Genomic DNA, 14,623 nt, shown 5'->3' with positions numbered 1-14,623 from the left:
CGCCCAATGTGATGCATATATAGTCGTAGGGCGGGGTTTTACACCCCGCCGTGATATGAGCTGGGTTTTACACCCCGCCAAATCTCTATAAATGGAGTATGAATTAAATGAAATCACTGGAAGGTAAAATCGCTCTTGTAACAGGTGGAGCCGGAGGTATCGGGAAAGCGGCAGCTTTGCTTTTAGCCCGTGAAGGAGCCAAAGTTGTTGTAAATACCGGTTCCAATATTAAAGGTGGCGAAGAAGTAGTCCGTCTCATAAAGGAAAAAGGCGGCGAAGCTATATTCGTGCAGGGAGATGTTTCCAAAACAAAGGATGTTGAAAATCTGATTGACAAAGCCGTAAAAACCTATGGCCGTCTGGATTATGCTGTTAATAACGCCGGGGTTATACCGGATTTCATCCCAACAGCCGAAACTTCGGAAGAAAGCTGGGACCGTACAATTAATGTAGATTTGAAAGGCGTCTGGCTTTGCATGAAATATGAGATTCTTCAGATGTTAAAACAGGGCGGCGGTTCTATTGTTAATGTTTCCTCAGCCGTTGGTCTGGTTGGATCTTTTGGAGTTTGCCCATATGTCGCCAGCAAACACGGAGTAGTCGGCCTGACAAAAGCAGCGGCTCTTGAATATGCAAAAGCCGGAATCCGTGTAAACGCAGTATGTCCCGGTTCCACGGAAACGCCCGGCTTTGATAAAACACTGGAACTTTATCCACAGGTAAGAGATATAACATTAGCCATTTGTCCTATGGGACGGATGGGGGAACCGGAAGAAATAGCCGAGGCAATTGTTTGGTTATGCTCGGACAAAGCTTCTTATGTCACCGGTCATGCCATGGTTGTAGATGGTGGAATGATAGCACAATAAAGGAGGTATGCAGTGGCTGAGACAAACAAGGCTGATCCCAAAAAGCCTGAGGCAAAGAAACCTGAAACAAAAAAAACTGAACCATGTATGCGTATGAAATCAACCGGCCTCGGAACTACATTGCTGTTTGCTGAAGTAGATAAAGTTGGCGTCATGGACGATATGCTGATTTTACATATTAATTCGGTCTCACCTGTGCGCTGGCACATCAGAGCCGGAATTACATATAAGGGAATGCTTCAACTTTTATGGGCCGTTTTTAAGAGTTTTGTAGCTGTAAAGTTTGTATTTCTTGGCTTTACTAAAATGAATAATCCTAAATTACCGGAAGATTTTTAAAAGTATATAATAAACCCTATAAGGAGAGACAATGGAAGTGCAATTCAAATACTTATTTACTCCTTTTAAAATCGGATCAATAACTGTAAAAAACCGGATTTTCAGCAGTTCACATCTAACACAGCTTGCGGATCAGAATCATCTGATAGATGACAGATATATTGAATATCAAAGAAACAAGGCCAAAGGCGGTCTGGGAATGACCATTTGCGGTATGATGAATATTATGCCCAATTCAAGAGAATTTTTATTCATACAGGAAATATATGATGAAAAAGTTGTTCCCAGATTAAAACTGCTTGCTGATGCGGTGCATGAACAAGATTGTAAAGTTCTTGCCCAGCTTGTACATTGCGGCAGAGAAACTGATATAGAGATTTCCAGGCAAGCATCCTGGGCGCCTTCTCCTGTGGCTCCTTCAGTAGTATTTCATGATACGCCTAAAGCAATGGAAATCGAAGATATCAAAACAGTAGTGAAGGCATTTGGTATATCGGCAGGATTTGCGAAAAAAGCCGGCCTGGATGGTGTTGAACTCCACGGTGGTTCAGGTTATATGATTGAGGAATTCATGTCGCCATATAGCAATAAAAGAACTGATGAATATGGCGGCGACATGGATAAGAGATTAAGATTCCTTCTTGAAGTAATTGACTCCGTCCGTGAATCAGCAGGAAGCGACTTTGTACTGGGTTTAAGAATGGCAGGTGATGAACTGGTGCCCGGAGGATATAACATAGATGAAATGAAGCAGATCGCCCAAAAGCTGGAAGATCATGGAGGAATTGATTATCTTTCCATAACAGCTCCCTTTTATGATGCTTTTATGGCTATCGGAACCGGCATGCAAACACCTTTAGGGCTTTATGCCGGTCAATGCGCCCAATTCAAGGAAACAGTTGATCTTCCCATAATGACTGCATTCAGAATTAATGACCCTATCCAGGCTGAAAAACTTTTAGCAGATGGGGTTATGGATATGGTTGGTATGGCGCGTGCTCTTATCGCAGATCCTGAGTTGCCGAACAAGGCAAAAGAAGGAAGAATAGAAGAAATCAGGTCATGCATTGCCTGTAACCAGGGTTGTCTTACACGAATTTTCAAACAAAAACCGATCTCCTGCCTCCAAAACCCTGAAACAGGCCGTGAAAAAGAGCTCGGTCCTATGGAACCGGCCAAGACAAAAAAGAAGGTTGTAGTTATTGGTGGGGGCCCTGGAGGTATGGAAGCAGCCAGAGTAGCCAGATTAAGAGGCCATGAAGTGGTGCTCTTTGAAAAAGAAAATGAACTGGGGGGGCAAGTCAATATCGCAGTCAAAATACCTGCAAGAAAAGAATTCGGAGGTTGTATCAGATACCGTACAAAACAGATGGAGATATTGGGAGTTAAAGTAATTCTTGGAACTGAAGCAACACCTGAATTGATTGAAAAAGAAAATCCTGATGTAGTTATAGTAGCCACTGGTTCCACACCTCTTATTCCTCCTATGCATGGAACTGACCAGGATAATGTGGTTAGTGTACATGATGTGCTGCTGGAAAAAATTGAAATCGGCGAAAAGGTTCTCGTTGTTGATGGCGGTGAAGGTCATTGGGAGTGTTGCAGTGTGGTAGAATATCTGGTTGATATGGGTAAAAAAGTAGAAATTATCACTCCATTGATGTTTGTAGGTCAGGAACTTGTAACAACAACCGATCTTACCGCTTTTTATATGAGGATGCGGCCAAGAGGTGTGGTATTTAGTCCCAACACAGTTATAAAAGAAATCGCAGGAAATACGGTAGTAGTACTGGATATCTTCGCCTTTTCGGAAAGAACAATGGAAGATGTTGATACCGTGGTTCTATCTATGGGAAATCAGGCAAACAATCAAATTTACTATGATTTAAAAGGCAAAGTAAAAGAATTGTATGCTATTGGTGATTGTTTAACTCCCCGCAAAGCTATTGATGCAATTTATGATGGGTACAATATCGGCAGAATTTTGTAATATATACTTATACAGTTTACTGTGAGGCCTGTCAGGCAAGGCCTAACGGTGGAGCGATATGCTATCGTCAGTCACAAGCAGCTCTTTATCCTTCCCTTTCAGGTTGCAAGAGACTGAAATAGCATATCATCCTCCGCCGATATTTATTTCGTGGATAGGTAAAAATGAATAGATATAATTATTTAAAGTATTTTGGATTGTCATTTTGTTTATTATTTATTCTTCTTTTGTGTGTTAATACCTTACAGGCTATTGTTTTACCCAAAATAATCGACAAAACCAACTGTAGCCGATATGAAGATATTTTGATTCCTGCTTTATTTCGAGCGGTTAAAAAGGGAGACTTTGTTATTACACCTGGAAAGGTGAACTTTAATTACAAGTTTCAAGATAGCTTTATTTCCGCGAGTAATAAAAATGCCGGTAAATTTGATGTAAATCAAGAAGGAGATTTAATAGATAAAAAGACAAAATTTTGGCCTAAGAACAATGTTTACGGCTGTCCATTTCCTGATATTGATCAAAAAGATCCCATGGCTGGAGTTAAGATTATGTGGAATTTTTATTTTCAAAGATTCCGTTTCATGGCTCTAATTGAGAGTGGTCAACTTATATGGATAACCAGGGAGGGTGAAGAACGTTATGTGCTTGCTACTACGTACTTATTATATACAATGGGCCGTCCGCCCGGTCAGGAAATAAATAATCCTGATAATGCTCTAATGTATGAGTTTCAAAGAATGTTGGAACCGATGAGTATGAAAGGAACTAATACATTGGCTTACACCTATATAGGATCAAAGCCAGACACAAGTTATGCCTATGTTCCTGCTATTCGCAGGATTCGCCAAACCGGCTCAACTACGAGGTCAGACCCTTTTATGGGCTCTGATTCATGGCTTGATAATACTTATTTGTGGAACGGAAGAAATGATTCGATGATATGGAATTGCGTCGGTGAAAAGACAATTCTCGTTGGTTTTACCAGTCCGAAAATGATTCCGGTAGAAGATATGCCTGATGGAAGTATTACAACAAAATATCCCTCAAACAAGCGCCTTACATTAAACTATGAAACCCCAGGATGGACAGGCGTGTCGTGGGCACCGGCTCCGAATACTATTACTTATGCTCCAAGAAAGGTCTGGGTTATAGAACAACGGCCTAAAGATCCATATTATAGTTGGGGGTTACATACACTTTATGTGGATCAAGATACCTATACCATATGGTACAAGGAAGTATATGAAAGATCTGGCAATTTTCGGACATGGTGCGCCTCTTTCGCTCACTACAGTGAATCTCCAGGAGGTAAAAATAATACAGGCCAATGGGATGCTCTTCTTTTTATTGACGAGAAAACTCATCATGCCACAGCTGTATGCAGTTATCCAAGGTCTGACCTGCGTCTATATATGCCTACTACCAAAATGGATGTTGTTTTTTTCTCAGTAAGTAACTTTTTAAAATTATCTAAATAATTAAATCTCAACACATAATCATTTCGCTTTTTAATATAATGAAGGAGAATAAAATGGAAAGTATTGCACAATTAATGAATTTAGAAGGTAAAGTAGCAATTGTAACAGGCGGTGCATTAGGAATCGGAGAATCAATATCTATGCGCCTTGCCGAGGTTGGAGCATCCGTGTTGATTGCTGATATCAATATCGAAGCCGCAAATAAAACCGCAGTAAAGATTGCTGAAACAGGTGGCAAAGCCAAAGCTGTTAAAACCGATGTCAGCAATGCTAATGACACTGAACAACTCATAAAATCTGCTGTATCTACATTTGGCGGGATAGATATTCTTGTAAATAATGCAGGCATCTATCCGCCATCTCCGGCCGTCAATATGTCAGAAGATCAATGGGACAAAGTACTATCTATTAATCTAAAAGGTACTTTTCTTTGCGCACAAGCCGCAGCTAAGGAAATGATTAACGCAGGCCGTGGCGGTAAAATCATCAACCTTGCTTCAGCCGGAGCAATAGTACCAACCGGAATGATGTCACATTATGATTCATCCAAAGGAGGCGTTATCTCGTTCACCAAGTCTTTGGCCAAGGAACTCGGGCAGTTTCAGATCACGGTTAATGCAGTTGCACCAGGTGGTGTTCCTACAGAAAGCAGTGCGGCTGTTGCAGCAGAAATGATAAAGATATTGAATCTTCCTAAAGACGCTGTACCACCACCACGTTCTGTATTGGGTCGCTGGGGAAGTGCCGATGATATAGCAAAGGTTGTATGCTTTTTGTCAAGCGGTATGGCTGATTATATGACCGGAAGTATTGTATCCGTTGACGGTGGTTTCCTTTTGATGTGAATAATATACGATAAATCTTATACAATATATTCCATGGAGCAATTTTAGGAGCATGGGCTCTTTTTCTAATTTTCTCGGACTCTTCACCGAAATAAAGTTACTCAAAGCAGCCCGGCTTCGACCATTATATCTACAACCTTTTCTTCTTTACCTATTGCCATTATATGAACACCATCACATATTTTTTCTTCCTTTATCTTTCTTATCATACGCCCTGCAATCTCAATTCCCTTGGCTAATGCTCCGCCTTTTGGAGCTGAAGCCATTTCATCTATCAGATTGGAAGGGACAAAAACGCCCGCAACGTTTTTATTCATAAAACGGGCCATAGGAGCGGAAGTTAAAAGTATAATACCGGCAAGTATTTTAACCGGAAACTGCTTTGCGTAATCCATAAAATTTTTGAAATTATCAAGATCATATACTGCTTGCGTCTGTATAAATTCAGCACCTGCTTCGATCTTTTTCTCAAACTTTATCAACTGCGGCTCTAAAGGTTTGGCCTCAGGCGTTACAATAGCACCTGCGCAAAAACTTACTCCTCCGTCGAGTTCATTTCCCGCCATGTCTTTTCCCGTTTCAAGGTTTCTTATGGCAGAAACGAGCTGGCTTGAATCAAGATCAAAAACGCCTTTTGCTTCCTTGTGATCTCCCAGCATAACCGAATCGCCTGTAAGGCATAAAACATTGTTAATGCCACGACTGGACGCAAACAAAAGATCAGCTTGCAGTGCCAGCCGGTTGCGGTCCCGGCAGGTCATCTGAAGAATTGGCTCGCCACCAAGTTCTTTTACTAAAAGAGCACCGCCTAAAGAAGGATATCGCATAACAGAACTCTGATGATCGGTTACATTCATGGCATCCACCTTATCTTTCAGCAATTCAATATGGTGGGTCATTTTATCAAGGTTCGTACCTTTGGCCGGAGCGACTTCACAAGTCACAACAAATCTACCGGAATCCAGGGCTTTTTTAAATGCTGACGGCATAAATTATTTCCTTTCATTATCTGAAAGCATATAGCATCAAACCGGAATTTGATATTTTCCAGGACTGGGTTCACCAAGATGATTTCGAGGTTTTTTGTAAACCCGCATAACATCAAGGCGTTCAAGTTCTTTTAATCGATTATAAATTAAAGTCCATGCACAGTCTTTGTTGGAATCTATTTCACATTTCCCGTTATTTGTACCACCGCAGGGACCGTTTACCAAACCTTTGTGACAGGCAGTTACAGGACATATTCCGCCGGTTTCTCCTATGACGCATGTGCCGCATTGTGTGCAGACTTCATTATATTCGCCGGCGCCTGTTTCCTTGCCGATAAAAAGAGTATTTAGCGCCGGAACGGCTAACTTTTTAATCTGACATGCTATGGTTTGAACACCGAACGCACATGTCATGATAAGCAGCCCGTCAGCCTGTTTCAACTGAGCCTCAAATTCTCTTAAAATATCTGCAGTCAGATTATCACAAGCCACCGGAACAACCGTGGTACCTGTTACTACCTTGCCTTTCTCCGACAAGGATTTCTTCATAGCTTCCACCTGAAATATACCGCCGGTTTGAGTAAGGGTAACGCAAGTTCCGCAGCCGATTATAAATACTCTGTTTATCCCGTAAAGAAGGCTTTCAATTTCTTCCATTGGCTTTTGTTGGGTAATAGATCGGATCATAACTGATTATTCTCCTTTTCCAGATCGCATCTAAGGCACCTTCTTGCTTCAAAGTGCACTTCCTGTTCAGAAAGTCCTTTCTCCACTTCCCTGAAATCTTTTATCCTGTTTCCCGGATCTTCCAATTCCACTTCCACTCTACGCTTTTCTTCAGTTGATTCATCTTCTAGTGCAAGTCCTGTTTCTTCATGCATGGCAGTTTTTTCATCCATAATCTGTATTCTGCTTTTTTCACCCTGAAGATATTTATCAATAGATATGGCAGCCCGCCTGCCGGAAGCAATTGCCTGAATTACGGTACTGGGGCCTGTAGTAAAATCACCACCCGCAAAAACACCTGCTATATTTGTAGAAAGTGTGTTTTCACTAACCTGCAGGCTGCCCCAGAGAGAGCGCTCTATCTGGCTGTCTTTGGATAAAAACGAAACATCCGGTGCCTGACCGATTGATATGATGACTGTATCAGCTTCCAATGCCAGAGTATTATTTTCATCAGTGACAAGAGTAGATTTGCCGCTATCATCATAAACAGTTTCACTACCTACAAATTCCATACCCGTTACTTTGCCGTCCTTATGGAGAATTCGTTTAGGCAACCAAAAAGGAAGTATATCCACACCTTCTTCTATTGCTTCTTTGATATCTTTTTCCCAGGCAGGCATTTCTTCAATTGACCGCCTGTATAAAATCTTAACATTATCTGCGCCAAGCCTTAATGATGACCTCGCAACATCAATTGCTACATTGCCTCCGCCAATAACAATTACACTACCCTTAAGATCAGGTTTATTGTCCAGTCTTATATCAGTAAGAAATTTTAAACCGTAAAACAATCCGTCCGGGTTATCATCTTCACCTAGGATACCTGCCCTCATACTGGCCTGTGCGCCTGCTGCAATAAATACGGCAGCAAATCCTTCATCCAAAAGATCATTTACCGTATGATTTGCGTCAATTGGTGCGTTATATAAAATATCAACACCACAGCTTATAATATAATCTATTTCTTCTTCTATTATTTTACGTGGAAGACGAAATTCCGGAACGGTAATTCCAAGCATTCCGCCGCCTGCGGGCTGACTTTCAAATACAGTGGTGAGGTATCCCTTTTTTGCAAGAAAATACGCACAAGTGAGGCCTGCCGGCCCTGCACCAACTATAGCTATTTTTGGAGAATGGTTAACCGGAAACTTATCCTTTCTTCTTCCTATGTTTCCAAAATACCAGTCTGCAACAAATCTCTTGATAGATCTTATTGCAACCGGATCATCAAGTTCACCTCTGCGGCATTTATATTCACAGGGATGTATGCAAATTCTGCCGCAAACTGCGGGAAAGGGATTTCTTTCCCGGATAATATCGACTGCCTGCTCGTATTTACCAAGAGCGGCAGCAGCTACATAGTTTGGCACATCTATTCCGGCCGGACAGGCATGCTGGCATGCGGAAATCACCATGTTATCACATACTGCTCCCGCACAACGCTTTTCATGAATATGATCTTCGTATTCTTTAAGAAAATATTTTAATGTTGACAATGCCGGTTTGGCGCAGGTCTGGCCCAGTCCGCAAAGAGAAGTTTCTGCTACCGTTGCGCCGATAGTTTTTATTCTTTCTATATCTTCAATGCTTCCGTGTCCCTGAGTGATCCTTGTAAGAATTTCCAACATCTGAGTTGTACCAAGCCGGCACGGGGCACATTTGCCACACGATTCAGATTGTGTAAAGCTTAAGAAGAACCGTGCAATTTCAACCATGCAGTTGTTTTCATCCATTACTACCATTCCGCCTGATCCCATAATAGCCCCAAGCTTCTGAATGGTTTCGTAATCAATTGGCATATTAATATGTTGCTGGGGCACACATCCGCCTGATGGGCCACCCATCTGAACGGCCTTGAATTTTCTGCCTTTGGGAATTCCGCCACCGATATCAAATATTACATCTTTTATGCTGATCCCTATCGGCACTTCCACAAGCCCGGTATTATTCACTTTGCCGGCAAGTGAAAATATCTTGGTGCCTTTGCTTTTTTCTGTACCGAATTGACCGTACCAATCCCGACCATTATTTATAATAAGCGCAATATTGGCTAAAGTTTCGACATTATTTATATTTGTAGGCTTGGCATCAAGCCCGGCCTGCGCCGGAAATGGTGGGCGCGGCGACGGCATACCACGCTTGCTTTCAACAGATGCCATAAGTGCTGTTTCTTCTCCACAGACAAATGCGCCGGCGCCTTTCTTTAAGCCTATTTTTAAATTCAACCCGGTACCTAAAATATTTTCTCCCAGAAGGCCCAATTCTTGCGCCTGTGCAATGGCAATTGTAAGATTGTTTACGGCTATGGGGTATTCTTCTCTTACATATATATACCCATATTCGGCACCTATGGCATAAGCTCCGATAATCATGCCTTCTATCACTGTGTGCGGATCACCTTCAAGAATAGCCCGATCCATGAATGCACCGGGATCTCCTTCATCTGCATTGCAAATAATATATTTCGGCTTGCCTAAAGCACGGCGGGCAAGTTGCCATTTTACGCCGGTTGGGAAACCGGCCCCTCCCCTGCCCCGTAATTTTGATGCAAGTACTTCTTCTATAACTTCTTCTTCTGTCATTTTTAAAAGCGCTTTGGCAAGTGCCTGGTATCCACCTGCTGCAATATAATGCTCTATTTTTGTCGGATCTATCCGCCCGCATTTGCCCAAAACTCGCTTTTCCTGTTTCTTGTAGAAAGGAATCTCTTTGCGATAGAAAACCGGTTTTAATGTTTTAGGATCATGATATGCCAACCGCTCAATTAATTTCTTATTCTTTATAGTCTCACTTACTATTTGTGTTGCGTCTTCAGGATCTACTTCCTGATATACAATCCCTAAAGGTTCAATAGCAATTAATGGAGCCTTGGCGCAAAATCCATGGCAACCTGTTGCTCTTACTTCCACATCGGAAAAAAGACCTTGTTTTAATACCTCTTCCTGCAAGGACTTAAATACATCTGCTGCACCGTATGCCCGGCAACCGGTCATGCATACATGGATTTCGGTTTTCTTTTTAGCTGTATCAGCCAGAATTTTATTTCGAAACGATTCAAGCTGTTTTATGGATTGGAATCCGGATTTGCTTTTGTCCATAATATTTAATCGTCTCCCTTAAGTTTTCCGTACTGATCCAGTATACTTGTAATTTTTTTAGGAGATAGCTTGCCATAATAATCCCGGTTTGCCATCAGTGTTGGTGCCAAAAAACATGCTCCGAGACAAGCTACTGTTTCTAATGTAAACTTATAATCCTGGCTTGTTTTGCCTTCTTCAAGGTTAAGCTCTTTTTTAATCATGTTAAGAACACTTTTACCACCCTTTACGTGGCAGGCCGTACCACGACAAACTTTGAGCACACATTTTCCCTTAGGTTCCGTTGCTAATCCGGAATAAAATGTTATAACGCCCTGGACATGAGACGGAGACAACTTAAGTGCCTGGGCTATCGGTTCAACAGCCTCAGGAGGAATATATCCTACAGTTTCCTGTATTTCCTGAAGCAAAGGAATAAGACCCCATTTTTCATCCTGATGCTTTTTAATAATATCTGCAATACTACTCCAGTTAATCGGTTCAGGTTCCATTTTTTGTCTTACTCCTTAAAAACAATTAGAATAAAGGGGCAAAGGATTCGAGGGGTCAAGGGTTCAAGTGTTTAAATGTTAATAATCTTAACTGGTTTGCCTTATGTTCTTTCAAGATCCCCAATACCTCTTGTTTCTTTTAAGGTTAATAGTTTATATTAATTTCTCACTTGAACCCTTGACTCCCTGAATCCTTTTTATACTTTTTCTATTTTAACCCGGCAGAGATTCACACCACACCTGTCCGCCTGATTTATTTCTTCAAGAGCAACAATATTCATTACATCATTATTATTTACTGCCATTGGAATGAAAATATGCCCGGCAGGAAGAGAAGTATTTATCCTGAATTCTCTTTCAATTGAACCGTATGCTGATTTCACTCTGATTCTTTTATCATCATCTAACTCAAGCTTGCGACAATCGGATACTGAAATCTCGATTTCACCCTTTTTATCATATAAACTGATTCTTTTTGAACGAGATGTTCTTGTTCCACTTCCCAAATGAAAGCGCAAAGAACCGATTCGGGCTGTTAAAGGATAATTCTCATCTATTGGCAAAGTACTCTTTGGTGTAACAGGAGAAAATATAAATCGATGTCCGTTTCCATTAAATGGTGTTTTGGAATCATTATTTCTAATCCAGTCCTGGCGATGATTTCCAAGCCCTTCATACATGGGAATAACCCGCCTGATTTCCTGTCTTATTTTTTCTATTGTCTCGTATTGCTCAGAATATCCCATTTTTTTTGCCAAAAGGGAAAGAATCTGCCAATCCGCCTTTGACTCACCCGGTGGTGATACTGCTGGCGCAAATGTCTGGATACGACCTTCCATATTGGTAAATGATCCGCTTTTTTCAGCAAATAAAGCCGCCGGAAGGATTACATCGGCAAGTTTTGCTAAGCGATTGTTTAATATGTCCTGGACAACTATAAATTCTAATTTTCCAAGAGCAGCTTCTACCCTTTTTGGCTGGGGAAGTGCTCTTATAAGGTTTTCCCCCATAATATATGCGGCTTTTAGTTGTCCGCTCTCAGCCGCTTCGATAAAGCCTGCCATATCAAGCCCTGGTTCTAAAGGCAGTTTTACTTGCCACTTGTTTTCAAATATTTCCCTGTTTTCATCAATGCCAATAAAGCGTCGTCCGGGAAGAAAATCCGGAACAGCACCCATATCAAAAGCACCTACCTGATTATTTTCTGCAACCGGAATATAAAAACCGCATCCTTTCTTACCAATACTTCCGGCAAGAAGTCCCAGATTATACAAAGCATCAACAGTTCTCATGCCTTCCGGAGTATGCAAAATATCAGGCCCGATAACAAAAGCGATATTTTTGCCTTTAATCGAATCTGCCGCTTTTTCCAATTCCTGATATTTTATCCCGTTTTGACTTAAAATTTTGTTCTCATCCAATGCATTCAGGCTTTTAGCAAACGAGTCGAGTCCTTCAGCATAACAGCCAACAAAATCCTTATCATAAGCTTTCTCTTTTATTATTATTTTAGATATTACATTTATCAAATCAGCACTTGATGCTTCCAAGTGTTCAGGCGGTAAAGGGCAAATCCATTGTTTGGCCAAGGTAGAAAGATCGGTAGGCTCTGAATCCATAACAATCATAAATGATCCGTTTCCGGCAGCTCTTTTGAGATGATAACCTGCAACCGGCACCGTATGATCGCAATCAACATTTACTGCAAAAATAACATGGGCATTTTTTAAATCAGACAACGGTGTAACGCGGCATGTCCCATATGTCTTTTTTTCAATATATGATAAAAGTATTTGTCCCGGTACATAACAGCCGTTTATCACGTTAGAGGTTTGAAAAATTACACGGGCGATTTTCTGGAATAAATAATTTTCCTCATTGGAACATTTTGATGATCCAATAAATGCGATGCTTTGCGGGCCGTGTTTTCTCTTGATTTCGGAAAGCTTTGAAGCAACAGTTTCCATTGCATTGTCCCAGGAAACCTTTACCTGCACATCTTTTAAATCTTCATCTTTCTGTCTGATCATGGGGTGAGTAAGTCTGTCAGGTGAGTTGATATAATCGTTTGAGAAATGCCCTCTCACACAAAGAGTCACACCATTAACCGTACTCTTATAATGCGACGGATTAATTTCTACTATTCGGCCACCGGATACTCCGATGGTAAGAGAGCATCCTGCTCCGCAGAATCCGCAGATGGAATCATTTTCTCTTTCGGGCGTGCCTGCATGTTGAAAGTATTTTGGTGCCAATGCACCGGTAGGACATACAGAAACACATGTACCGCAGAATGTGCAATTGGAATTTTCTAAAAAATTTTCATGAACCGTTGCGGGTCTTGATCTAAATCCCCGGTTGTTATAGTCAATAGCTCCTGTGACTACGAGTTCGTGATCCGCACGGATGCATTTGCCGCAAAGAATGCATTTGCTTAAATCCCTTGTTATGAAAGGATTGATCTGCTCAAAAGGTTTGTAATTCGGCATCTTGTAAAGGCCATGCTCTGCCACACCTAATTTAGCTGCAATTATTCTAAGCTCACAGCGATTACCCTTACTACAGACAATACATGATTCAGGATGCTCTGCCATCATAAGACGCACAATATTGCGGCGATGATTTAAAATACGGGGGGTATCGGTTAATACTTCCAGGTCCGGCACGGCAGGAGTTACACATGAAGCCATTAAACGGCCGGATTTTTTATCTTCAACAAGACATATCCGGCAGGCCCCATATGGTTTAAGCTCCGGATGAAAACACAGTGTGGGAATATAAATGCCATTTTGGGTTGCAGCTGTCAGAATGGAGGTTCCGGGATTACATGTAATCTTTTGATCATTGATATTGAACAAAATATTTTCCACGATCAGCTCCTTTGGGCAAAATAAAGAAGTATTTATTTTAAGCCGGCAGCATCAAAATATTTCCTCAACTTATCTTCACCACCTATTGTAATAATATGAACACCCTGGCAAAGCTGCTTTAAGCCTTTAATAGTATCCGAAAACAATTCTATGCTTGCTTGTTCTTTATCCGCTGCTTCGGAAAGTTTTCTTATCATCCATTCAGGCACCAATCCTGGTTTCATATGACGGTTTAAAAACTTAGCCATTCCTGCAGTTCGTATTATCATTACTTCTGCAATTACCGGAATCCCGAAGGTATTCGTACGACCCAGAAATTTCTCAAAACGATCAAGATCAAATACCGGCGTAGTTAGAAAATAACCCGTTCCGATTTGAATCATTTCTTCCATTTCCTTCATTTCAAGATCGGGAACATTTTTACCCCAACCCGACTCAACACCTGATCCCATAAAAAATTCCGCACTAGCAGATAGTTCTTTTCCTTCTAATGTTTGGCCCTTTCGCAGATGTTCAAGAACGGATTGCAACTTACCGGCATCCACATGGAAAAACATCATTTCATTAAGACTGTCGCCGGTAATACGGTAATCTTCAGTAAATACCAACAGATTATCTATACAGGATTCATGCGCATGCAGAAGGTCTTGTTGAAGCTGAAGTCGATCCTTATTTCTGGTAGTAGTTTGATATATGGGTTCAAAACGATTGTGTTTGAGGACATCACAAGCATTAATGCTATCAACGGCAACACCTTCAAAATCAATCTCTGACAGTGATACGCCATCTACGCGGCCTCTGACAAGCTTCAGGCTTTCGATAAGCTCATTCGGATCCTTATCCATAGGGGACTGAAATTCAGAAGTCACAACAAAATCTTTTCGCTGGAGAGCTTCTTTAAGCTTCATTCGCACCTCCCTGG

General features: G+C 41.3%; 11 protein-coding genes. 5 read left to right on the top strand and 6 right to left on the bottom strand.

Annotated elements, in window-relative coordinates; translation table 11 throughout:
• The first annotated feature begins 107 nt into the window (after positions 1–107).
• The 5 genes from KKC46_13810 (at position 108) to KKC46_13790 (ending at position 5,524) form a co-directional block, all read left to right on the top strand.
• Entirely contained in the window at positions 108–869 is a 762-nt protein-coding gene (locus KKC46_13810; protein MBU1054883.1) for an SDR family oxidoreductase, read from the top strand.
• Positions 870–881: 12 nt separating this feature from the next.
• On the top strand, positions 882–1,208 hold the full coding sequence (locus KKC46_13805) for a hypothetical protein (protein MBU1054882.1): 327 nt from the start codon (positions 882–884) through the stop codon (positions 1,206–1,208).
• 31 nt (positions 1,209–1,239) lie between these two features.
• A complete protein-coding gene (locus tag KKC46_13800; GenBank protein MBU1054881.1) occupies positions 1,240–3,198 on the top strand; it encodes an FAD-dependent oxidoreductase in 1,959 nt (652 codons plus the stop codon).
• A gap of 164 nt (positions 3,199–3,362) precedes the next feature.
• On the top strand, positions 3,363–4,679 hold the full coding sequence (locus tag KKC46_13795; protein ID MBU1054880.1) for a DUF1329 domain-containing protein: 1,317 nt from the start codon (positions 3,363–3,365) through the stop codon (positions 4,677–4,679).
• Positions 4,680–4,732: 53 nt separating this feature from the next.
• The gene (locus tag KKC46_13790; GenBank protein MBU1054879.1) at positions 4,733–5,524 is read left to right on the top strand and encodes an SDR family oxidoreductase; all 792 of its coding nucleotides are present in this window, start codon (positions 4,733–4,735) and stop codon (positions 5,522–5,524) included.
• Between the two features lie 101 nt (positions 5,525–5,625).
• Here KKC46_13790 and KKC46_13785 read toward each other — a convergent pair whose 3' ends face one another.
• The 6 genes from KKC46_13785 to KKC46_13760 all read right to left on the bottom strand — a co-directional run bounded on the left by KKC46_13785 (position 5,626) and on the right by KKC46_13760 (position 14,609).
• Positions 5,626–6,513 carry a methylenetetrahydrofolate reductase gene (locus KKC46_13785; protein MBU1054878.1) on the bottom strand — a complete coding sequence of 296 codons (888 nt, stop codon included), beginning with the start codon at positions 6,511–6,513 and terminating at the stop codon, positions 5,626–5,628.
• A 36-nt stretch (positions 6,514–6,549) separates the two neighbouring features.
• Positions 6,550–7,200: a methylenetetrahydrofolate reductase C-terminal domain-containing protein gene (locus KKC46_13780; protein ID MBU1054877.1), complete on the bottom strand. Its 651-nt coding sequence runs from the start codon at positions 7,198–7,200 to the stop codon at positions 6,550–6,552.
• Positions 7,197–10,340 (bottom strand): FAD-dependent oxidoreductase, encoded by a 3,144-nt coding sequence (locus KKC46_13775; GenBank protein ID MBU1054876.1) that lies wholly within the window; start codon positions 10,338–10,340, stop codon positions 7,197–7,199. The genes KKC46_13780 and KKC46_13775 overlap by 4 nt, the downstream gene beginning before the upstream one ends.
• Positions 10,341–10,345: 5 nt before the next feature.
• Positions 10,346–10,831, bottom strand: a complete 486-nt coding sequence (nuoE, locus tag KKC46_13770; protein ID MBU1054875.1) for an NADH-quinone oxidoreductase subunit NuoE — start codon at positions 10,829–10,831, stop codon at positions 10,346–10,348.
• Between the two features lie 197 nt (positions 10,832–11,028).
• Positions 11,029–13,701, bottom strand: a complete 2,673-nt coding sequence (locus tag KKC46_13765) for a molybdopterin-dependent oxidoreductase (GenBank protein MBU1054874.1) — start codon at positions 13,699–13,701, stop codon at positions 11,029–11,031.
• Between the two features lie 32 nt (positions 13,702–13,733).
• On the bottom strand, positions 13,734–14,609 hold the full coding sequence (locus KKC46_13760; protein ID MBU1054873.1) for a methylenetetrahydrofolate reductase: 876 nt from the start codon (positions 14,607–14,609) through the stop codon (positions 13,734–13,736).
• Positions 14,610–14,623 lie beyond the last annotated feature (14 nt).

It is taken from the genome of Pseudomonadota bacterium, from assembly GCA_018817425.1.
Classification (GTDB): domain Bacteria; phylum Desulfobacterota; class Desulfobacteria; order Desulfobacterales; family RPRI01; genus RPRI01.
Note: the sequence above shows the minus strand (reverse complement) of the source record. Positions and strands in the feature narration are given on the sequence as shown.